Raw genomic sequence first — 20829 nt, forward strand, 5'->3', positions numbered from 1 at the left:
ATGCCGCTGCGCGCCATAAGCCGCGACGCCAAAGTCAGGGTCCTCTTCATCGAGGACTCTCCCGAGGATGCGGAGCTGATCCGCTTCCAGCTCGAGGACGCGCACCTCAACGCCGAGTACCTCCGGGTCGAGGACGAGGAGGGCCTGCGCGAGGCGCTGGCCGGGTTCAAACCGGACATCGTGCTGTCCGACCTCAGCATGCCCGGGTTTTCCGGGCACGATGCCCTGCAGATCGTGCGCGAGCATTCGCCGCAGGTGCCCTTCATCTTCGTGTCCGGGACCATCGGCGAGGACGTGGCGGTGGCGGCCCTGCGCGAGGGCGCCAGCGACTACATCCTCAAGCACAGCAGCGCACGCCTGCCGGCGGCGGTGGAGCGCGCGCTGCGCGAGGCGCGTACCGAGGCCGAGCGCCAGCGCGCCGAACGCGAGCTGATGCGCACCCAGCGCCTGGAGAGCCTGTCGCTGCTGGCGGCCGGCCTCAGCCACGACCTGCGCAACATCCTGCAGCCGCTGCTGATCGTGCCGGACCTGATCGCCCAGCGCAGCGACGATCCGCGCCTGAAGCAGCTGGCCGCGGTGGTGGCCGAGTGCGGGCGGCGCGGTCACGAGATGGCCGAGTCCATGCTGTCGTTCGTGCGCGGCTCGCGCCGTGCCAGCGAGCGCTTCCGCATCGCCGACCTGTTCCGCGCCGTCGAGCTGCTGCTCAAGGGCAGCCTGCCGCGCACCGTGGAGTTCGAGCAGAAGCTCGAGGATCCGGACGTCGAACTGCATGGCAACTACACCGAGCTGCAGCAGTGCCTGCTGAACCTGTGCCTGAACTCGGTGCAGGCGATGCCATCCGGTGGCCGGCTGGAGCTGACGGCGGGGGTACGCGGCGAACGCGTGGTCCTGGTGGTGGCGGATACCGGCGTGGGCATGGACGAGCACACCCTGGAGCAGCTGTTTACCCCGTTCTTCACCACCAAGAGCGACGGCACCGGCCTGGGCCTGGTGTCGTGCCGGCGGATCATCGAAGGCATGGGTGGCCAGATCAGCGTGGCGAGCCGGCCCGGCGAGGGCACGCGCTTCGAGATGCTGCTGCCGCTGCCTTCGGAGCCGGTGGACGAGGAGCCCGGGATGGCGCCGGTGGTGCCGGGGCAGGGCGAGCGGATCCTGATCGTGTTCCGCGACGGCACCCGCCTGTCGCTGCTGGGCAATGCCCTGGCCAGCCAGGGCTACGCACCGGAACTGGCCAGCGACGGCGCCGCGGCCCTGCGCGTGTTCGCCGAATCGGGCGAGCCGGACGTGGTGGTGGTCGACAACAGCATCACGCTGTTCCCGGCCGCCGCGCTGCTGTCGACCATGTACGAGTCCGGTTACCGCGGCCCCGCGATCCTGGTCGGCGACGGCGGCAAGGCGTTCGACCGCTCGGTGCTGCCGGATGGCGTGGTGCTGGAGATGCTGCCGCAGCCGCTGGACATGCCCCGCCTGTTTGCCGCGGTTGCCGAAGCCCTGCCCCGGCGCCCCGCGCGCTGGGCGGCCCCCGCCTATACTCCCTCCAGCCGCAAGGGAGGGTGTATGGGGATTGCAGCACGTCGCCGGTTCGGCGCCTGTGGGGTGTGGGGAATCATGCTGGCGTCGCTGCTGGCGGGCGGATGCGGGCGCGATCCCGGCGGCCAGCTGCCCGGCGTCGGCGGCGAGAAGCTGCAGGCCGGACGCGAGGAGATCGCCGGCCTCGGCCTGGCGCGTGCCTGGGCGGACCAGCATGAGGGCCGCCTGGCGCTGGCGCTGGAGTTCTCCCGGCCCCTGGTAGGCACCCAGGACTTCGACGCCCTGCTCAAGGTCGAGCCCGCTGGCACCGCCCGCGACGGCAGCGGCTGGACCCTGTCCGACGACGGAAAGGTGCTGCGCTATCCCTTCGTGGAAGCCGCGCGCGACTACACCGTGTCCCTGGCCGGCGCGCTGCTGGCGGCCGACGGCAGCCGCCTGGAGCCGCCGCTGGAGAAGACCATCCATACCGGCGAGCTGGAGCCGGTGGCCGGCTTCGCCTCGCAGGGCAGCGTGCTGCCGGCGCGCGAGAGCCGCGGCCTGCCGGTGGTCTCGGTGAACGTCGACGAGGTGGACGTGGAGTTCCTGCGCGTGCGCGAGGACGCGCTGCCGCGCTTCTTCGCCCAGTTCCAGCGCGGCGGGCGCCGCGGCGGCTGGGAGCTGGACCGGGACTATGGCGATGGCGCCCCGCTGCGCGAACTCGCCGAGCCCGCCTACCTCAACCGCTTCGTGCTCGGCGGCGGGCGCAACGAACGCGTCGTGAGCCACCTGCCGGTGCAGGACATCGCCGAGCTGCAGCAGCCGGGCCTGTACTTTGCGGTGATGCGCCGCGTGGGCCGCTATTCGGATTCCTACGACACCGCGTTCTTCACCGTCAGCGACATCGGCCTGCATGCGCGCGCCTACCGGGACCGGCTTTACGTGCATACCGCCTCGCTGCGGGATGGCGCGCCCCTCAAGGGGGTGGAGCTGCGCGTGCTGGACGCCAGGGGCCAGGCGCTGCTGAAGTCGGCCACCGACGGCAACGGCAACGCGCTGCTGGACTACCGCCTGGACGCCGGCCACGTGCTGGTTGCCCGGCGCGGCCGGGACGTGTCACTGCTGCCGTTCAACCAGCCGGCGCTGGACCTGTCCGAGTTCGCCGTGGCCGGTCGCGCGCAGGCGGCATTCGACGTGTTCGCCTGGTCCGGGCGCGACCTGTACCGCCCGGGCGAGACCCTGCGCATTTCCGCGCTGCTGCGTGACTTCGATGGACGTGCCATGCCGGCGCCGAAGGATGGCGCCGGCCAGCCGTTGTTCCTGCGCCTGAAACAGCCCGATGGCCGGGTGTTCCGCGAGACCCGCCTGGACCCGGGCGTCCAGGGTTACTACGCCTTCGAACAGGCGATTCCCGACGACGCGCCTACCGGGCGCTGGCAGGTGGAGTTCCGCACCGATCCTGCCGATGGCCAGGCGGTGCAGGGCATGAGCCTGCGCATCGAGGAGTTCCTGCCCGAGCGGTTGAAGCTTGAGCTGTCCACGGCAACCGCCGGTGACACCCTGGCCCCGGGCGCGCCGCTGGAGCTGCGCGCCGAGGCCGCTTATCTCTACGGCGCACCCGCGGCGGGGAACCGCTTCACCGCGCGCATGGCACTGGCGGTGGCGCGCGATCCGGTGGCCGGCTGGCCCGGCTATGCCTTCGGCGACGCGACGGTGGAGCTGCCGCGCGAGCCGCGCGATGTCCTGGATGCTCAATTCGACCCGCATGGGCGCCTGGAGGCCAGGCTGGCCCTGCCGGAAGAGGCCGTGCGCGCGAAGACCCCGGTGAAGGTCACCGTGCTGGGCGATGTCCACGAAAGCGGCGGGCGGCCGGTCAGCCGCAGCCTGCAACGCGTGCTGTGGCCGGCGCCGGCCCTGGTCGGCGTGCGCCCGCTGTTCGAGCCGCAGGACGGAGCCCCGGCCGAGGCCGATGCCGGCTTCGAGCTGGTGCGCGTGGATGCGCAGGGCAGGCCGCAACCGGCCAAGGGCCTGCAGCTGACCCTGGTGCGCGAGCTGCGCGACTACCACTGGCGCCATGACGACGATGGCGGCTGGAACTACGACTTCACCCGGCGCTTCGAGAACGTCCAGACCCGCACGCTCGACGCCGGCACCAGTCCGGTGCGCTTCGACGTGCCGGTGGCCTGGGGCGAGTACCGGATCGACGTGTTCGACCCGGCCACCGGCCTGACCATGCGCTATCCCTTCCATGCCGGCTGGAGCTGGGGCGACGAGAACCGTGGCCCGGACGCTCGCCCGGACAAGGTGAAGCTGGCGCTGGACCGCACCGCCTACCGTGCCGGCGACACCCTCAGGGTCACCGTCACCCCGCCGCAGGCCGGTCGCGGCGTGCTGCTGGTGGAGAGCGACCGCCTGCTCTACGTGCACGACATCGAGGTGCGCGGCCAGGCCGGCAAGGCCGCGGCGACGTTCGAGATCCCGGTGACGGCGGACTGGGAGCGCCATGACGTCTACGTGACCGCGCTGGTGTTCCGTCCGTCGGCGGCAGACACGCTGGTGGCGCCGGCGCGCGCCGTGGGCGTGGTGCACGTGCCGATGCGCCGCGACGAGCGCCGCGTCGCCGTCGGCCTCAAGGTGCCGGAACAGGTACGCCCGCAACAGGAGCTGCCGGTGACGGTCAGCGTCCCGCAGCTGGCCGGCAAGCTGGCCCACGTGACCGTGTCGGCGGTGGACGCGGGCATCATCAACATCACCCGCTTCCCGGTGCCCGACGCGGCCGCCCACTTCTTCGGCCAGCGCCGCCTGGGCACCGACGCCTACGACGTGTACGGCAGGGTGATCGGCAGCTACGACGGCGGCACCGCGCGCCTGCGCTTCGGCGGCGACATGGCCCTGCAGGCCTTGCCGCAGGCGCGCCGGCCCACGGCCCGGGGGCAGACCGTGGACCTGTTCTCCGGCCCGGTACGCCTGGATGCCCAGGGCAACGCACGGATCGCGCTGCCGGTGCCGGATTTCAACGGCACCGTGCGGGTCTCCGCGCTGGTCTACGCCGACGCGCACTACGGCAAGCGCGATGCCGAGGTCCTGGTGCGCGCGCCGGTGGTGGCCGAAGCCGGGATGCCACGCGTGCTGGCCCCGGGCGACCGCGGCATGGTGAGCCTGGACCTGCAGAACTTCACCGGCCGCGCCGGCGAGTTCCGGGTGCGGGTGGAGGGCGAGGGTCCGCTGGATGTCGGCGAGGGCGAGCGCCGCGTGCGCCTGGATGATGGCGCCAAGGCCACGCTGGAGTTTCCGCTCGCGGCGCGCTCCGGCAGCACCGTGGCGAAGGTGCGCGTGAGGGTGGACGGCGGCGGCCACTCGGTGGACCGCCGCTACGACCTGCCGGTGCGCCCGGCGTGGCCGGCCGTGCTGCGCAGCCAGACCCGGGTGCTGGAGGAGGGCGCGTCGCTGGCGCTGGACGCCTCGCTGGCCGAAGGCCTGCTCGGCGAGACGGTCAACGCCTACCTGCGCATCACCACCGCGCCGCCGGTGCCCTATGCCAGCGCACTGCAGGGCCTGCTGGACTACCCCTATGGCTGTGCCGAGCAGACCACCAGCAAGGGCTACGCGGCGCTGCTGATGGATCCGCGCATCGCCGCGCAGCTCGGCGGTCCTTCGCTGCCGGCCGAACAGCGCCGCGCGCGGGTGGAGGGCGCGATCGGGCGCCTGGTGGCGATGCAGACCGCCGGCGGGCACTTCTCGATGTGGGGCGGGCAGGGCGGCGCCGAACCGGCGCTGACCCCGTACATCGCCGACTTCCTGCTCGATGCACGCGAGGCAGGCTTCGTCGTTCCCGCCAATGCCCTGCAGAAGGCCCTGGACCGCCTGTCCGAGGACCTGCTGTCGGGCGATCCGCAGTTCTACGGCCGCGACCACCGCGAGCACCTGCGCTTCGCCTATCGCGCCTACGCGGGCTACGTGTTGGCGCGGGTCAACCGCGCCCCGCTGGGCACCCTGCGTGCGCTGTACGACCAGGAGAAGGGACGCAGCCTCACCGGGCTGCCGCTGGTGCAGCTGGGCCTGGCGCTGTCGCTGCAGGGCGATGCGCGGCGCGGGGAGGCGGCCATCGCCGACGGCTTCGCGCTGGATCCGCGCAAGCGTCCGCGCTGGCTCGGCGACTACGGCAGCCAGATCCGCGACGAAGCGTTGATGGTCGCGCTGCTGCACGAACGCGAACGCGCCGACGCGAAGTTCGACGCGCGGGCGCTGGACTTGGCGCGGGCGCTGCAGGCGCGCCGTTCCGCCGACGGCAGCGGCCGGCTGTGGCTCAGCACCCAGGAGCAGATGGCGATCGCGCGCCTGGGCCGTGCGCTGCAGGCCGGCGACGGGCGCCAGGTCACCGGCCAATGGCGTGCGGGGCACGGCGGCGAGGAGGTGGAGTCGAGCGTATTCGCGCGCACCCTGGACGCGGCGGCGCTGGCCGCCGGCGCGCGTTTCCAGGCCCGGGGTGGTCCCTACTACGCCAGCATCGACGTGGCCGGCGTGCCGCGCCAGGCCCCGTCCGAGGACCGCAGCGTGGCCGGCGTGTCGCGCGACTGGTTCTGGCCGGATGGCCGGCGCTGGAGCGGTGGCACGCTCAAGGAAGGGCAGGTGCTGGTGGCGCGGCTGACGGTCGAGACCGGCGAGTCGATGCCCGATGCGCTGGTCACCGACCTGCTGCCGGCCGGGCTGGAGGCGGAAAACCTCAACCTCGGCGACGCCGCGCAGTGGGAAGGCATCCGCATCGACGGCGTCGTGCTGTCCGAGCGTTCGGGCGAGGCCGAGATCCGCCACGAGGAACACCGCGACGACCGCTACGTGGCCGCCATCTCCCTGCGTGGAGGTGGACGCGCGCGGCTTTACTACCTGGTGCGCGCGGTCACGCCGGGGACGTACACCGTGCCGCCGCCGCAGGTGGAGGACATGTACCAGCCGACCCTGCGCGGCACCGGCGCGGCGCGTCCGTCGCAGGTCACCATCGTGCAACCCTGACCCGCGCGGCGGGCAAAGAAAAACCCCGCCTCGCGGCGGGGTTTTCCTTATCGCCGGGATAATCCCCGGAGGGGATCAGTCCAGCGGAGTGATATTCGATGCCTGAGCGCCCTTCGGGCCCTGGGTGACCTCGTAGCTCACGCGCTGGCCTTCCCTCAGCGAGCGGAAGCCCTTGGCGTTGATCGCGGAAAAGTGCGCGAAGACATCCGCGCTCCCGTCTTCCGGCGAGATGAAGCCAAATCCCTTGGCGTCGTTGAACCACTTGACGGTACCGTTGGCCATGATGCTGCGTAATCCTTGCGTTTGATGGAGATGCGGCGGCCGCCGCGAGCGGAGTATGCAAATACATGCGCCCGCTGACAATCAGCACAGTGAATCAATTTCCGATGTTACCGGTATCTTCACCTTTCGTTAACAGCCCGCCGAGCAGGTCCGGCAGGCCCGAGGAAGCGGCCGCGACATTCTCCAGCACCTCGTCCAGGGTGATCTCGGCCGAATCTCCGCAGCCGGCCGCCCAGTTGGCGACGATGGCCAGGCAGGCATATTCCAGGCCCAGTTCCCGTGCAAGCGCCGCCTCGGGCATTCCGGTCATGCCGACCAGGTCGCAGCCATCGCGGCGCATGCGCGCGATCTCGGCGTTGGTCTCCAGGCGCGGCCCCTGGGTGGCGCCGTAGCAGCCGCCATCCACGACCTGCAGGCCGGCCTTGCGGGCCGCCGCCAGCACATCGGCGCGCAGGCCGGGGCTGTAGGGATGGCCGAAATCCACGTGCAGCGGCTCGCCCTCGCCATCCCAGAAGGTGGACTCGCGACCCCAGGTGTAATCGATCAGCTGGTCAGGACAGGCCAGTACGCGCGGGCCGTAGGCGTCGGTGATGCCGCCGACGGTGTTCAGCGCCAGCACCCGGCGCGCGCCCGCCTGGTGCAGGGCATGCAGGTTGGCGCGGTAGTTGACCCGGTGCGGGGGCAGGGCGTGGCCTTCGCCGTGGCGGGCAAGGAAGGCCACGGTGGACCCTCCGAGGCGGCCGACCCTGACCGGGCCGGAGGGCTTTCCGTACGGGGTATCGAAGCTGCGTGCTTCCACGTCCTCGAGGGCGGCCAGGCGGTAGACGCCGGTGCCGCCGATCACGGCAAGGTCCAGCGCCACGGCCTCAGTCCTTCAGCGCGTAGATGGCCGGCAGGTTGCGGCCCTGCTCGTAGTAGTCCATGCCGAAGCCGAACACGTAGCGGTCCGGCAGGTGCAGGCCGGCGTAGTCGGCGCGCACGCCTTCCACGCAGCGGTCGTGGTCCTTGACCGTCAGCGCGGCGATGCGCACGTCGGTCGCGCCCTGTTCGATGCACCAGCGGCGCACTTCCTTGAGGGTCTGGCCCTCGTCGAGGATGTCGTCGGCGATCAGCACGCGGCGGCCGTACAGCGAGGTGGCCGGGCGGTGCTTCCACACCAGTTCGCCACCCTGGTTCTGGCCGCGGTAGCGGGTGGCGTGCATGTAGTCGAACTGCAGGTCCAGGCCGCGCCTGCCCAGCTCCAGCGCGAGCTGGCCGGCGAACAGCATGCCGCCGTGCATCACGGTCAGGAACACCGGGACGAAGCTGTCGCCGAGGCGGTCGGGCGGGACGTCGCCGATGTAGTCGCGGGCGATCTCGTCGGCCATGCGGCCGATTGCCGCGTCGATGGTGGGCCGGTCGACCAGCAGGTCGGACTTGGCCAGGACTTCGGAAATGATGAGCGGAGTGGACATCGGTTCAGGCTACAGGAAGGGAAGGCGGATGTGTTGTGGCGGTCAGGCGGCGGAGGTCGGCAGGCGGCCGCGGGCGGCGCCGTAGCGGGCGTCGGCCAGCAGGCCGTCCCAGCCCAGTGCGCCGCGGCCGATCAGGCCGAGCAGGGCGGCGGTGTTGGGCCGGCGGTCGCGGACCGCATCCAGCGATTCGTCCACCAGCTCCGGGTGGCAGACCAGGACCGCGTCGCAGCCGGCGTCCAGGTGGGCCAGCACGCGGGCGCGGACTCCGCCGGCCGCATGCGCGGCGGCCATCCCGATGTCATCGGAGAAGACCACGCCGCGGAAACCCAGCTCGCCGCGCAGGAACTGTCCGATCCAGAACGGCGAGTAGCCGGCCGGGTCCGGGGCGATGGCCGGGTACTGCACGTGGGCCATCATCACCGCGTCGGCACCCGCCTCGATGCCGGCGACGAACGGGACCAGGTCCTCGGCGCGCAGCGCCTCCAGCGGGCGCGGGTCGATGGCGTGGTCGACGTGGGTGTCCTCCAGCACGGTGCCGTGGCCGGGGAAGTGCTTGAGGGTGGCGGCCATGCCCACCGAGTGCATGCCGCGCACGTAGGCGCGGGTGAGTTCGGCCACCACCTGCGGATCGGCGCTGAAGGCACGGTCGCCGATGGCGCGGTTGCCGCGGCCCAGGTCGACCACCGGGGCAAAGCTCAGGTCCACGCCGCTGGCGCGGATTTCGCTGGCCATCAGCCAGGCGTGTTCCTCGGCCAGGGCGAGGGCGGACCGCGGGTCGCGGGCGTACAGTTCGCCGATCCGCTGCAGCGGCGGCAATTCGCTGTAGCCCTCGCGGAAGCGCTGCACGCGGCCGCCCTCCTGGTCCACGCAGACCAGCTGCGGGCGCGGCGCGGCCTCGCGGATGGCGGCCGACAGTTCGGCGACCTGCGCGCGCGAGGCGAAATTACGCTTGAACAGGATCACGCCGGCGACCGCATCGTGCTGCAGCCAGTCGCGCTCCTGCGCGGTCAGTTCGGTGCCGGCGACGCCGATCACGAGCATGCGGTGGGACTCCGGGGCGCGCGGATGGGCGCGGCCGGCCATTGTCGCAGATGCGGGGCGACGGCCGCGACGCCGGGAGCGTGGCCTCAGCCCGGCGCCGGGCCGGCGCGCTCGGCCTCGCTCCAGCGCGACCAGGGGCGCTCGGCCAGGGCCAGGTTGTAGTAGCGCTTGAGCTCGGTGACCTCGGCGCCAAGCCAGTCCGGGCGCTCGAAGGCCTCGTCCACGGCGTCGAGTTCGATCTCCGCCACCACCAGGCCGGCGTTGTCGCCCTCGAACTCGTCGATTTCCCACAGGTGGCCGCCGTGGCGCACGTAGTGCCGCCGCTTGCGCACCACGCCGCCCACGCACAGCTCCAGCAGCTGGCGGGCATCCTCCACCGGGACCGGGTAGTCGAACTCCAGCCGGCTGGGGCCGGCCTGGGCCGACTTGATGTTGAGGAAGGCGGACGGGCCCTCGATCCGGACCCGGACCGAGGCCTTCTGGAGGCCGCCGTCCAGCACCCGCAGGTCGTTGAGGTAGCCCTGCGCCATCGGCTGGGGGCGCTCCACCGCCGCGCGCCAGCCGTCGCCGGCCAGCAGGAACTTGCGTTCGATCTCCACGCCCATGGGAGGGGCTCCGTCGAAAGGGGGCGACATGATGCCAGCGCGGGCGGGCTGGCGGCCGCCCGGGGGCCGCCATGCGGGGGGTCATGGACGCTCCGACCCCCGTTCGTGTATTAAACCCGCTGCCCTTGCACCTGGAACCAGGACCGCTGCATGCAGAAAGACAGCACGATCCGCCTGCTTATCGTCGACGACCGCGTGGAGGATGCCGAAGCGGTCGTGACGGCCCTCCGCAATGGCGGCATCGCCGTGCGGCCCCTGCGCCCGCAGGATCCGGCCGAGCTCGCGCAGATGATCGCCAGCCAGCAGGTGGACCTGGTCCTGGCCAGCAATTCCAACGCCATGCCCCTGCCGCAGGTGTGCGCCAACGTGGCCGCCAGCGGCAAGGACCTGCCGCTGCTGGTCCTGGTGGACCGGATCGACGACGCGACGGTGCTGTCCGGCCTGGTCGACGGCGCGCGCGCGCTGGTCCTGCGCCACCGTTCCGAGCACCTGCTGGCGACGGTGCGCCGCGAGTGGGCCGACCTGGAGGCGCGCCGCGGCCTGCGTCGCCTGGAGGCGCAGTTGCGCGAGACCGAGCGTCGCTGCGACGCGCTGATCGCCTCCTCGCGCGATCCGGTGGCGTACATCCACGAGGGCATGCACATCCGCGCCAACGACGCGTACCTGGAGATGTTCGGGTTCGAGTCGTTCGAGGACGTGGAGAGCATGTCGCTGCTGGACCTGGTCGCGGCCCAGCACATCGATGGCTTCAAGCAGCTGCTCAAGTCGCTGTCGCGCGGCGAGCCGCCGCCGGCCGAATACCTGATGGAGGCGCGCCACCTCGACGGCACGACCTTCCCGGCGAAGATGGAGTTCGCCACCGCCAGCTACGAGGGCGAGCCCTGCATCCAGGTGGTGTTCCGCCGCCGCGAGGAGCTGGATCCGGAGCTGGCGCGCGAGGTCGAGGAGCTGCGCCAGCGCGACCAGGTGACCGGCCTGCTCAACCGCCCGACCTTCATGCGCCTGCTCGAGGACGTGGTGGCGCGCGTGGGCCGCGATGGTGGCCAGTACGGCTTCCTGCTGCTGGAACCGGACCACTACGCGCGCCTGCTGCCCGACATCGGACTGGACGCGGCCGACGCCCTGGTCGCCGCCCTGGCCGACCGCGTGCGCAGCGTGCTGGACCCGGACGTGCCGGTGGCGCGCTTCGGCGAGCACAGCTTCGCGGTGCTGGTCCAGGGCAACCACGCCATTACCCGCGGCGTGGCCGAGGCGCTGCGCGATGCCATCGCCACCCATGTCTTCAGCGTGGGCGCGCGTTCGGTCGCGGTGACTGCGAGCATCGGCGGCGTGCAGGTGGGCGAGAAGATCGCCAGCGTGCCGCAGATCCTGTCCAAGGGCAGCCACTGCCTGCACGCGGCGGTGGAGATGGGCGGCAATACCGTCCAGGTCTTCGACCCCGGCGCGGCCGACCGGGCCGAGGAGGAGCGGATCGCGCGCTGGGTGGAGCGGCTGCGCGAGGCGCTGGCCGGCAACGGTTTCGTGCCGCACTACCTGCCGGTCCAGGGCCTGCAGGGCGACGGCGGCGAGCTGTACGAGGTGCACCTGCGGATCGACGTCAACGGCGAACTGGTGAAGCCGTCGGCGTTCACGGCCATCGCCGAGGAGCACGGCCTGCTGGGCGAGATCGACCGCTGGGTGGTGCGCCAGGCGATCGCCACCCTGGCCGAGCGCCACCGCGCCGGCCGCAACACCCGCCTGCTGGTGCGGGTGTGCCCGGACTCGTTCTCCGAGGGCATGGCCAACCTGATCCGCACCGAGCTGGCCATGCATGGCGTTTCCGGCGACCGGCTGTGGCTGGAGGCACCGGAGGCCAAGGTGTTCACCCACCTGCGCGATGCCCAGCAGTTCCTGTCCGCCGTCTCGGCGCTGGGCTGCCGCATGGGCCTGGAGCAGTTCGGCTCGGGGCTGGATTCGTTCCAGCTGCTGTCGCACTTCAGGCCGGCGTTCCTGAAGATCGACCACGGCCTGACCGAGGACCTCGGCAAGGGCGGCGAGGCGCAGGAGAAGGTGCGCGAGATCACCTCGCGCGCCCAGGCCGATGGCATGGCCACCCTCGCCGAGCACGTCGGCGACGCCCAGACCATGAGCCAGCTGTTCACGCTGGGCGTGGACTATGTGTCCGGTGACTTCATCGCGCCGGTGGGCCCGGCGATGAACTTCGAGTTCGGCTGACCGCACGCGGTCGGCCGCCACCCCTGGTGGAGGAGGACCGCATGCAGCCGTCGCGTTTCGAAACCCACGTCGTCGACAACCAGCCGCCCGCTTTCGCCCCGCGCGACCTGTGGGGCGATGACCTGGCCCTGCGCGAGGCGGTGGCGCGCGGCGGTGCCGGCGCCTTCGCCGGCCGCCTGCAGGCCTACGGCACCCTGGCCGGGGACGAGCTGTACCGGCTGGGCTTCGACGCCAACCGCGACCGGCCTCGCCTGCGCACGCACGACGCCCAGGGACGGCGCATCGACCTGGTCGAGTTCCACCCGGCCTACCACCGGCTCATGGAAGCGGCCAAGGCGCACGGCGTGGCCGGCCTGTCCTGGCAAGAACCGGTCCGCGGCGCCCATGTGGCGCGGGCGGCGCTGGCCTATCTGCACCACCAGGCCGAGGCCGGCACCAGCTGTCCGCTGACCATGACCCACGCCGCGGTACCGGTGCTGCGCCAGGCCCCGGCGCTGGAGGCATGGGCGCGCGGCGCGGCGACGCCGGCCTACGACCCGCGCGACATCCCCATGGCGGAGAAGACCGGGCTTACCCTGGGCATGGGCATGACCGAGAAGCAGGGCGGCTCGGACGTACGCGGCAACACCACCACCGCCACGCTGCTGCCCGGCGGCGAGGCCTGGCAGCTCGTCGGGCACAAGTGGTTCTTCTCCGCGCCGATGTCCGATGGCTTCCTGGTGCTGGCGCAGACACCCGACGGGCTGGGTTGCTTCCTGCTGCCGCGGCGCCTGCCGGACGGGTCGAAGAACGCCTTCCGGCTGATGCGGCTGAAGGACAAGCTGGGCGACTGGTCCAACGCTTCTTCCGAAGTGGAGTTCTGCGACGCCCTGGCCTGGCCGGTGGGCGAGCCGGGACGCGGCGTGGCCACCATCATCCCGATGGTGATGCTCACCCGCCTGGACTGCATGCTCGCCGCCGCGGCGCAGGTGCGCTGGGCGATGGCCAATGCGCTGCACCATGCCCGCCACCGGAAAGCCTTCGGCCGCGTGCTGGCCGGCCATCCACTGATGGCCAACGTGCTGGCCGACCTGGCGATCGAATCGGAGGCGGCCACCGTGTTCGCGCTCGACGTGGCCGCCGCGGTCGAGGCCGGGCAGGGCGATCCGCAGGCCGCGGCCTACGCCCGCGTGGCCACCGCGGTCGGCAAGTACTGGCTGTGCCGGCGCGCGCCGACCCTGGTCAACGAAGCCCAGGAGTGCCTGGGCGGCGCCGGCTACGTGGAGGAATCGGTGCTGCCGCGGCTGTACCGGCAGGCGCCGCTGAACTCGATCTGGGAAGGCAGCGGCAACATCCAGTGCCTGGACGTGCTGCGCGCGCTGGCGCGCGAGCCGCGGGCGACGCAGGCGCTGCGCGTGGCGCTGGAACGGGCGGCGGGGCTGGAGCCGGTGCTGGCGCGCGAGGCCGGGGCCATCGCCGGTCTCCTCGCCGGATCGCAGGACGTGCTGGAGGTGCGTGCGCGCTACCTGGTCGAACGTATCGCCCTGGTGCTGCAGGGCGCGGCGCTGCATGCGGCCGGCAGTCCGGTCGCCGAGGCGTTCGTGCGCAGCCGCCTGGACGGGGCCCACGGCCTGGCCATGGGCACGCTGCCACCCGGCATCGATTTCGCCGCGGTGATGGAACGGGCGCTGCCGTAGCGCCCGCGGTCAGTCGAGGAACTGCAGTTTCGCCAGTTCGGCGTAGAGCCCGCCCTGGGCCAGCAGCTGCTCGTGGGTGCCTTCGGCCACGATCCGGCCACGGTCCATGACCACGATCCGGTCGGCCTGCAGCACGGTGGCCAGGCGGTGGGCGACCACCAGGGTGGTGCGGCCGCGCATCAGGTTCTGCAGCGCGTGTTGCACCGCACGCTCGCTCTGCGCGTCCAAGGCACTGGTGGCCTCGTCCAGCAGCAGCACCGGCGCGTCCTTGAGCAGGGCGCGGGCGATCGCGATGCGTTGCTGCTGGCCTCCGGACAGGCGCGCGCCGCGCTCGCCCAGCTCGCTGGCATAGCCCTGGGGCAGGGTGCTGATGAAGGCGTCGGCCTCGGCCGCCACCGCCGCCGCGCGCACGTCCTCGTCGCTGGCCTCGAGCCGGCCATAGCGGATGTTGTCCATCGCGCTGGCGGCGAACAGCACTGGCTGCTGCGGCACCAGAGCCACCTGCGCGCGCAGTTCGGCCGGATCGAGTTCGCGCAGGTCGATGCCATCCAGGCGCACGTTGCCGGACTGCGGGTCGTGGAAGCGCAGCAACAGCGACAGCACCGTGCTCTTGCCCGCGCCGGAAGGACCGACCAGGGCCACGGTCTCGCCCGGGCGCACTTCCAGGTCGAAGCCGTCCAGCGCGGGGGTGTCCTCGCGCCCGGGGTAGTGGAAGTGCACGTCCTCGAAGCGGATCGCGCCGCGCACCGGCCGCGGCAGCGGCCGCGGCCGCGCGGGCGCGGCGATCGCCGGCTGCTCGTGCAGCAGCTCGGAAATGCGGCCCATGCCGCCGGCCGCGCGCTGCAGTTCGTTCCAGACCTCGGCCAGGGCGCCGACCGAGCCACCACCGATCAGCGCGTACAGCACGAACTGGCCCAGGGTGCCGGCGCTCATGGTGCCGGCGACCACGTCGTGCGCACCCGACCACAGCACCAGCACGATCGCGCCGAACACCAGCACGATGGCGACCGCGGTCACCAGTGACTGCGCGGCGATGCGCCGCCGCGCGGTCGCCACCGCCACCCGCAGGGCATCGCCGAAGCGGGCGCGCTCGTACGGCTCGCGTGCGTAGGCCTGGACCGTGCGCACCGCGCCCAGGCTTTCGGCGGCCAGGGCGTTGGCGTCGGCCACGCGGTCCTGGCTGGCGCGCGAAGCCTTCTCCAGGCGTCGCGCGCCGAGCACGATCGGCAGCACCGACAGCGGGATGCCCACCAGCGAATACGCCGCCAGCCGCGGGCTGGTGACGAACAGCATGACCAGGCTGCCGACCACGGTGACGCTGCTGCGCAGGGCCACCGACATGGTGGTGCCGATCACGCTGCGCAGCAGCTCGGCGTCGGCCGACAGGCGGGAGACCAGCTCGCCGCTGCGGCTGCGGTCGTGGAAGGCCGGGTCCAGCCCGACCAGGTGCGCGTACAGGCGTTCGCGCAGGTCGGCCACGACCTTCTCGCCGAGCAGGGACACGAAGAAGAAGCGCGCGGCGGTCGCCAGCGCCAGTACCACGGCCACCGCGAAGAGCACGGCGAAGGCCTGGTTGATCATGGCGCCGCCGCCGAAGCCGCGGTCGATCATGTAGCGCACCGCCACCGGCAGGCTCAGGGTGGCGCTGGAGGACAGCGCCAGCGCGCCGAGCCAGGCGATGAACAGGCCACGGTGGCGGCCGACGAACGGCCACAGCGTGCGCAGGCTTCCGATCCGCTGCAGGCGGCTGCCGGTGTCTGGTTTGTCGTTGCTCACGGGGGGCTTCCGGGAATGGCGACCCGCACGCGGTCGCGGGTGGCGTCGCGCAGGCGCGTGCGCAGGGGTTCGGCCTGGGACGCCGGCAGGCGCAGTCCCAGGCGCGCGCCGTCGGCCACGAAGGCCTCGGAGGTCTTCTCGGCCGAGTGCGCGGCCAGGGCCGCGTGCACCGCGCCCAGTGCCTCGAACGGGCACTCCAGTTCCAGCTCGACCATCTGCACCAGCGGCTCGCGCGCGGCCAGGCGCAGGCATTCGGCGGCCGCGCCGCCGTAGGCACGGACCAGGCCGCCGGCCCCGAGCTTGATCCCGCCGAACCAGCGCGTCACCACCACCACCACGCGGTCGTAGCCCTGGCCGTCGATCGCCGCCAGGATCGGGCGGCCGGCGGTCCCGGCCGGTTCGCCGTCGTCGCTGGAACGGTAGTCCTGGCCGATGCGGTAGGCCCAGCAGTTGTGGGTGGCATCGGCATGGGACACGGAGGCCACGAACTCCAGCGCCTGCTCCGGGGCGGTCACGGGGGCGGCGTTGGCGAGGAACCGGCTGTGCTTGACCTCGAGGAGGTGGCTGGCAGGCGCGGCGAGGGTATCGGTCATCGCCGCCATTCTAACCGGCGCGTGTCCACGCGCCGGACGCGTTCAGGGCCCGTGGTCGAGCAGCGGCCGCAGGTCCCCGGGCACTTCCAGCCCGGGATGCTCGCGTACGAACCATTCGAGGCTTGCCCGCGCACCTTCGATGTCGCCGTCGGCCTGCAGGTCGCGGATCAACTCCAGCCATTCCTGTGGATCGGCGACGGCCACGGCCACCGGGGGCTGCGGCCCGGCCTGGACCGCGGGCGCGGCCACGGGTGCCGGTGGGGCTGGCGGTGCGGCTGGCGGCGCATGGTCCGCCTTCGGCAGCGCCGCGGCGGCCGCGGGGCGCATCGTCCGCGCCTGGCGACGGGCACGTTCGGCTGCGACCCGTGCAGCATCCTGCGCCTGCCGTGCGCGGGCAATGTCCCCGGCCGCGCGGGTGGTCTCCGCGTACGCGGAAGCCCCGGCATCCGGCGCCGGGGCGGGCATCGGCGCGGCCGTCACCGTGTCCGGCGCTGGTGCGGCAGGCAAGGGCGCGCGTGCCATCGCCGCGGAAGCTTCTTCCCGCAGCGGCGGTTGCGGGCCACCTGAGTCCACGGCGGAAGTCGCCAGGCTCGATACCGCGGCCGGAGGAACAGTGGCGCCCGTGTCCGCACGCGACGGCACGTCCTCCGTTGCCCGTGCATCTGCCGGCTGCACCTCCCGCGGTTCGGCCAGGATGGCGGCTGCCGGCGCTTCCGGCGAGGTTCCGGCCGGGCCGGTCGCAGGCCGGTCCGCCTGCCGCGCCTGTCCGGGTGCCGGGGGTTCGCGCAGCTGCCATGCCACGCCGAAAGCCAGTACCAGCGACGCCGCCAGGCTCAGCGGCGCGATCCAGCGACGCGGCCGGGCGCGGCGCCGGTGCAGCGGCGACGGAGCGGCCGCCGGCCCCGTGGCGCCGGCAGGGGCCTGCCCGCGTGCGGCGGCAAGGATGCGCGCGTCCAGCCCGGGCGACGGACCCGGGCCGGCAGCCGCCTCCAGCTGGCGCCGCAGCTCCAGTTCTTCCGGGGACAGCGGATCGTGCCTGCTCATGCCTGGAGTCTCCCGCGCAGGCGGTCCATTGCGTAGCGCAGCCGTGACTTCACTGTCTCCCGGCCGACCCCGGTGATGTTGCCGATCTCCTCCAGCGACAGCTCGCCGTGCAGGCGCAGGAGCACGGCCTGGCGCTGTTCCGGCGGCAGTTCGTCCAGCGCCTGGTGCAGGCGCATCGCCTGCTGCGTGCGGCTGGCATGCTGTTCCGGGTCGTCGCCGGCAGCCAGCGCGGCCGTGCGCTGCTCGGCGTCGGCCGGCGCCGGCGGACGGTGCTTCTGCGCGCGCCAGTGGTCGGTGAGCCGGTTGTGGGCGATGCGGTAGAGCCAGGCGCCGAACGGCGCGTCCGGCCTCCAGCCGTCGCGGGCGGCGATGACCCGTTGCCAGACGTCCTGGAACAGTTCCTCCGCCAGGGGGCGGTCGTGCACGTGGCCGACCAGGAAGCGGAACAACGGCAGTCGATGGCGGGCGTACAGCGCCTCGAACGCGGACGCGTCGCCGGCGGCCCAGGCCTGCATCAGGGTTTCGTCGCCGGGTGCGTCCACCGCCTGGTCCATGGGCAGCACCCTACCGTGGCCTCCGCGCGAAGCAAGCGGCGGTGCGGCAGGCGGGCAGGGCAGGGCAGGACCAGGGTGGCGGTGGATGGCATGGAAACTGGAACGCACGGGAGCGCCGGATGGGGTCGAGCGCCGCGGACCCAGGCGCTATGCTGGCGCCTGCAGCAAGGCCATGCGGGACAGATGATCCAACCCAGTCGCCTCGAGGGCGCGGCGCCAGCCGCCGGCATGGTCGTGCCAGCAGAGGCGACCCGCCTGCACGCGGCACTGCGCGGCCTGCTCCCCGAGGCCGGGTGGGTGGCGGTGGGCTGGCGCCAGGACGGGGTCCCCGGCTGTGCCGAGGCCGGCGATGGCGGGCCTGCGGCCCTCGGGCTGCTGCAGCGCGTGCTGGCTGGCGAGTCCGTGGTGGCTCCGGGCGTGGAGGTCGAGGCCTGGAGCGACGGTGACGCCCGCCTGGCGGTGCTTGCGGGCGGTGCAGGTACGATCGACGCCGACCGCCTGCTCGCCTGGCGCGGCGCGGCGCAGGCCCTGCTGGAGGCCGGGTTGCACGCGGCGCGCCTGCAGGCACGAGTGCAGAAGCTGGAGCGGTCGCGCAGCCTGCAGAAGGCGCTGTACGAGATCGCGGACCTGGCCGGCGGCGAGGTCGAGATGCAGGAGATGTTGGCGCGGCTGCACGGCATCATCGGCACGCTGATGTACGCGCCCAGCTGCTACATCGTCGAATACGACGAGCCGCGCGGGACCCTGCGCTTCCTGTACTTCGCCGACGACCGCGACCCGTACCTGGCCGAGGGCGGCCGCGAGTGGTCGGTGGAGGAGATGGCCGACACGCTGACTTTCGCCCTGCTCAGGCACGGCCAGGCCCTGCGCGGCCCGTCGCGCCGGATCCGCCGCGCGCTGGGCCTGCCCGAGGACGTCCAGGCCCACGGCTCGGAAAGCCTGGACTGGCTGGGCGTGCCGATGCGGCGCGGCGAGCGCGTGTGCGGCGCGATCGTGGTGCAGAGCTACGACCGCGCCGGGTGCTACACGGAGGAGGACCGGGCCCTGCTGGGCTTTGTCGCCCAGCACGTGCAGACCACGCTGGACCGCCGCCAGGCGCAGGCCGAACTCGAACGCCGGGTCCTGGAGCGGACCCTGGAGCTGGAACGGGCCAACCGCGAGCTGCAGGAGGAGGTGCTCGAGCGCCAGCGCGCCGAGCGCCTGCAGCACGCGCTGTACCGCATCGCCGAGATGGCGGTCAGCAGCGAGAGCCTGGAGCAGTACTACGCCAAGGTCCATGCCGCGGTGGACGAACTGCTGTACGCGCGCAATTTCTACATCGCCCTGCTGTCCGAGGACCGGGCGAGGATCGAATTCGTGTACTCGGTCGACGAGGCCGGCAACCATCGGCCCTCGCGGCAGCCGGGCAGGGGGCTGACCGAGTACGTGATGCGCACCGGCTCCACCCTGCTGGCGCACCGGGAGGACATCGACGCGCTGATCGCCGCCGGCGAGGTGCAGGACCCCGGGCAGGTGCGCGCCAGCAGCTGGCTGGGCGTGCCGCTGCATCTGGACGGTGCGGTCGTCGGGCTGATCGCGGTGCAGAGCTACGACCCGCAGATCCGCTTCAGCCGGGACGACGAGCGGCTGCTCTCCTTCGTCGCCCACAACATCGGCACCGGCCTGGCCCGCCAGGCGGCGCAGGAGCGCCTGCGCGTGGCCCACGCCGAACTGGAGCTGCGCGTCGGCGAGCGCACCGGGGAGCTGGAGCGCGCCAACGAGCAGCTGCTGGCGCAGATCGGCGAGCGCCTGCGCGCCGAACAGAGGCTGACCCACCAGGCCCTGCATGACGCCCTGACCGGACTGCCCAATCGCAGCTGCCTGCTCGAATCCCTGGCCGCATCGCTGGATCGCGCCGGCGGTGGCGGGGGACATCCGTTCGCGGTGCTGTTCCTGGACCTGGACCGCTTCAAGGTGGTCAACGACAGCATCGGCCACGCGGCCGGCGACGAGCTGCTGGTCGAGGTCTCGCGGCGGCTGGTGTCGGCGGTGCGCCCGGGCGACGTGGTCGCCCGCCTGGGCGGCGACGAATTCGCGGTGCTCGTGGCCTGCTCCGGCCACGAGGAAGCGCGCGAAATGGCCCGGATGCTGCTGGCCTTGGTCGGGCAGCCGCTGTGGGTCGCCGGACGCGAACTGTTCCCCTCGGCCAGCATGGGCATCGCCCTGTGGCATCCGCGCTACCGCCGCGGCGAGGAACTGCTGCGCGACGCCGACGCGGCCATGTACAGGGCCAAGAACGAAGGCCGGGACCGCTTCGCGATATTCGACGAGGCCATGCGCGAACAGGCCATGCGCAGCCTGGACCTGGAAGCGGACATGCGCAGGGCGATCCAGCGCCGCGAGTTCATGCCGTACTACCAGCCGATCGTGCGCCTGCACGATGGAGCGGTGATCGGCCACGAGGCCCTGCTGCGCTGGCGCCACGAACGCCGCGGCCTGCTCTCGCCGGCCGCCTTCATCGCCCTGGGCGAGGAGAGCGGCCTGATCGAGCATGTGGACTGGCTGCTGTACGAACAGGTCATCGGGGAACTGGCGCGCGGCGGCACCGGCTACATCTCGGTGAACGTGTCACCGCGCCACTTCCGCTCGCCGGATTTCGCCAGCCGCCTGCTGGGCCTGCTGGACGGCGCCGGCGCCGACCCGGCGCGGCTGCGCCTGGAGATCACCGAGGTGGCGCTGATGGACGACGCGCCGCGTACCCGGCGCATGCTCGATGCCCTGCGCGCCCGCGGCGTGCGCGCCCTGCTGGACGACTTCGGCACCGGTTTCTCGGCGCTGTCCTACCTGCACCGGTTCCCGATCCTGGGGCTGAAGATCGACCGCAGCTTCGTCGCCGGTCTGGATGCCGAGGGCGGGCGCGAGGAGAGCCTGGCCCTGGTACGCGCCATCCTGGCGCTGTCGCGCAGCCTGGGCATGGAGACCGTGGGCGAGGGCATCGAGACCATGGCCCAGCGCGACACCCTGCAGGAACTGGGATGCACCGCCGGGCAGGGCTACCTGCTGGGGCGGCCGGTATCCTGCCCGGTGCGCTGAGC

13 protein-coding genes are annotated in these 20829 nt (G+C 72.5%); 4 read left to right on the forward strand and 9 right to left on the reverse strand.

Features of this window, described 5'->3' with window-relative positions; genetic code table 11:
* Positions 1-6516 (forward strand): alpha-2-macroglobulin family protein, encoded by a 6516-nt coding sequence (locus CSC68_RS12480; protein WP_162203876.1) that lies wholly within the window; start codon positions 1-3, stop codon positions 6514-6516.
* 75 nt (positions 6517-6591) lie between these two features.
* On the opposite strand, the gene CSC68_RS12485 is transcribed toward CSC68_RS12480, so the two are convergent.
* The 5 genes from CSC68_RS12485 to CSC68_RS12505 form a co-directional block, all read right to left on the reverse strand.
* Positions 6592-6798, reverse strand: coding sequence for a cold-shock protein (locus tag CSC68_RS12485; RefSeq protein ID WP_013535008.1), 207 nt, complete (start codon positions 6796-6798; stop codon positions 6592-6594).
* 94 nt (positions 6799-6892) lie between these two features.
* A complete protein-coding gene (locus CSC68_RS12490; protein ID WP_162203877.1) occupies positions 6893-7660 on the reverse strand; it encodes an S-methyl-5'-thioinosine phosphorylase in 768 nt (255 codons plus the stop codon).
* Positions 7661-7664: 4 nt separating this feature from the next.
* Complete coding sequence (locus tag CSC68_RS12495; RefSeq protein WP_162203878.1) at positions 7665-8252, reverse strand: hypoxanthine-guanine phosphoribosyltransferase; 588 nt, start codon at positions 8250-8252, stop codon at positions 7665-7667.
* A 42-nt stretch (positions 8253-8294) separates the two neighbouring features.
* Positions 8295-9293 (reverse strand): beta-N-acetylhexosaminidase, encoded by a 999-nt coding sequence (gene nagZ, locus CSC68_RS12500; RefSeq protein WP_162203879.1) that lies wholly within the window; start codon positions 9291-9293, stop codon positions 8295-8297.
* 86 nt (positions 9294-9379) lie between these two features.
* Positions 9380-9898 carry a CYTH domain-containing protein gene (locus CSC68_RS12505; RefSeq protein ID WP_162203880.1) on the reverse strand — a complete coding sequence of 173 codons (519 nt, stop codon included), beginning with the start codon at positions 9896-9898 and terminating at the stop codon, positions 9380-9382.
* 150 nt (positions 9899-10048) lie between these two features.
* On the opposite strand from CSC68_RS12505, the gene CSC68_RS12510 reads away from it, so the two are divergent.
* Together CSC68_RS12510 and CSC68_RS12515 are read left to right on the forward strand one after the other, a co-directional pair.
* Positions 10049-12112, forward strand: a complete 2064-nt coding sequence (locus CSC68_RS12510; protein WP_162203881.1) for a GGDEF/EAL domain-containing response regulator — start codon at positions 10049-10051, stop codon at positions 12110-12112.
* A 41-nt stretch (positions 12113-12153) separates the two neighbouring features.
* Complete coding sequence (locus tag CSC68_RS12515; protein WP_162203882.1) at positions 12154-13788, forward strand: acyl-CoA dehydrogenase family protein; 1635 nt, start codon at positions 12154-12156, stop codon at positions 13786-13788.
* Positions 13789-13797: 9 nt separating this feature from the next.
* On the opposite strand, the gene CSC68_RS12520 is transcribed toward CSC68_RS12515, so the two are convergent.
* From CSC68_RS12520 to CSC68_RS12535, 4 genes are all read right to left on the reverse strand, one after another.
* On the reverse strand, positions 13798-15564 hold the full coding sequence (locus CSC68_RS12520; RefSeq protein ID WP_162203883.1) for an ABC transporter transmembrane domain-containing protein: 1767 nt from the start codon (positions 15562-15564) through the stop codon (positions 13798-13800).
* Complete coding sequence (locus tag CSC68_RS12525; RefSeq protein ID WP_162203884.1) at positions 15561-16166, reverse strand: IMPACT family protein; 606 nt, start codon at positions 16164-16166, stop codon at positions 15561-15563. Before CSC68_RS12525 ends, CSC68_RS12520 begins: the two co-directional genes overlap by 4 nt.
* A gap of 33 nt (positions 16167-16199) precedes the next feature.
* Positions 16200-16958, reverse strand: coding sequence for a hypothetical protein (locus CSC68_RS12530; protein WP_162203885.1), 759 nt, complete (start codon positions 16956-16958; stop codon positions 16200-16202).
* A 239-nt stretch (positions 16959-17197) separates the two neighbouring features.
* On the reverse strand, positions 17198-17755 hold the full coding sequence (locus CSC68_RS12535; RefSeq protein ID WP_162203886.1) for an RNA polymerase sigma factor: 558 nt from the start codon (positions 17753-17755) through the stop codon (positions 17198-17200).
* A gap of 183 nt (positions 17756-17938) precedes the next feature.
* Between CSC68_RS12535 and CSC68_RS12540 the strand changes: the two genes are divergently transcribed.
* The gene (locus CSC68_RS12540; protein WP_246193560.1) at positions 17939-20827 is read left to right on the forward strand and encodes an EAL domain-containing protein; all 2889 of its coding nucleotides are present in this window, start codon (positions 17939-17941) and stop codon (positions 20825-20827) included.
* Positions 20828-20829: the final 2 nt, after the last annotated feature.

The sequence above is a fragment of the Pseudoxanthomonas suwonensis genome (genome assembly GCF_010093235.1).
GTDB classification, from domain to species: domain Bacteria; phylum Pseudomonadota; class Gammaproteobacteria; order Xanthomonadales; family Xanthomonadaceae; genus Pseudoxanthomonas; species Pseudoxanthomonas suwonensis.

Excerpts from the sequence above, each read along its gene's own strand:
- CSC68_RS12480 (WP_162203876.1), top strand. The coding sequence starts at position 1 with ATGCCGCTGCGCGCCATAAGCCGCGACGCCAAAGTCAGGGTCCTCTTC.
- CSC68_RS12485 (WP_013535008.1), bottom strand. The coding sequence starts at position 6,798 with ATGGCCAACGGTACCGTCAAGTGGTTCAACGACGCCAAGGGATTTGGC.
- CSC68_RS12495 (WP_162203878.1), bottom strand. The coding sequence starts at position 8,252 with ATGTCCACTCCGCTCATCATTTCCGAAGTCCTGGCCAAGTCCGACCTG.
- nagZ (WP_162203879.1), bottom strand. The coding sequence starts at position 9,293 with ATGCTCGTGATCGGCGTCGCCGGCACCGAACTGACCGCGCAGGAGCGC.
- CSC68_RS12505 (WP_162203880.1), bottom strand. The coding sequence starts at position 9,898 with ATGGGCGTGGAGATCGAACGCAAGTTCCTGCTGGCCGGCGACGGCTGG.
- CSC68_RS12510 (WP_162203881.1), top strand. The coding sequence starts at position 10,049 with ATGCAGAAAGACAGCACGATCCGCCTGCTTATCGTCGACGACCGCGTG.
- CSC68_RS12515 (WP_162203882.1), top strand. The coding sequence starts at position 12,154 with ATGCAGCCGTCGCGTTTCGAAACCCACGTCGTCGACAACCAGCCGCCC.
- CSC68_RS12525 (WP_162203884.1), bottom strand. The coding sequence starts at position 16,166 with ATGGCGGCGATGACCGATACCCTCGCCGCGCCTGCCAGCCACCTCCTC.
- CSC68_RS12535 (WP_162203886.1), bottom strand. The coding sequence starts at position 17,755 with ATGGACCAGGCGGTGGACGCACCCGGCGACGAAACCCTGATGCAGGCC.
- CSC68_RS12540 (WP_246193560.1), top strand. The coding sequence starts at position 17,939 with ATGATCCAACCCAGTCGCCTCGAGGGCGCGGCGCCAGCCGCCGGCATG.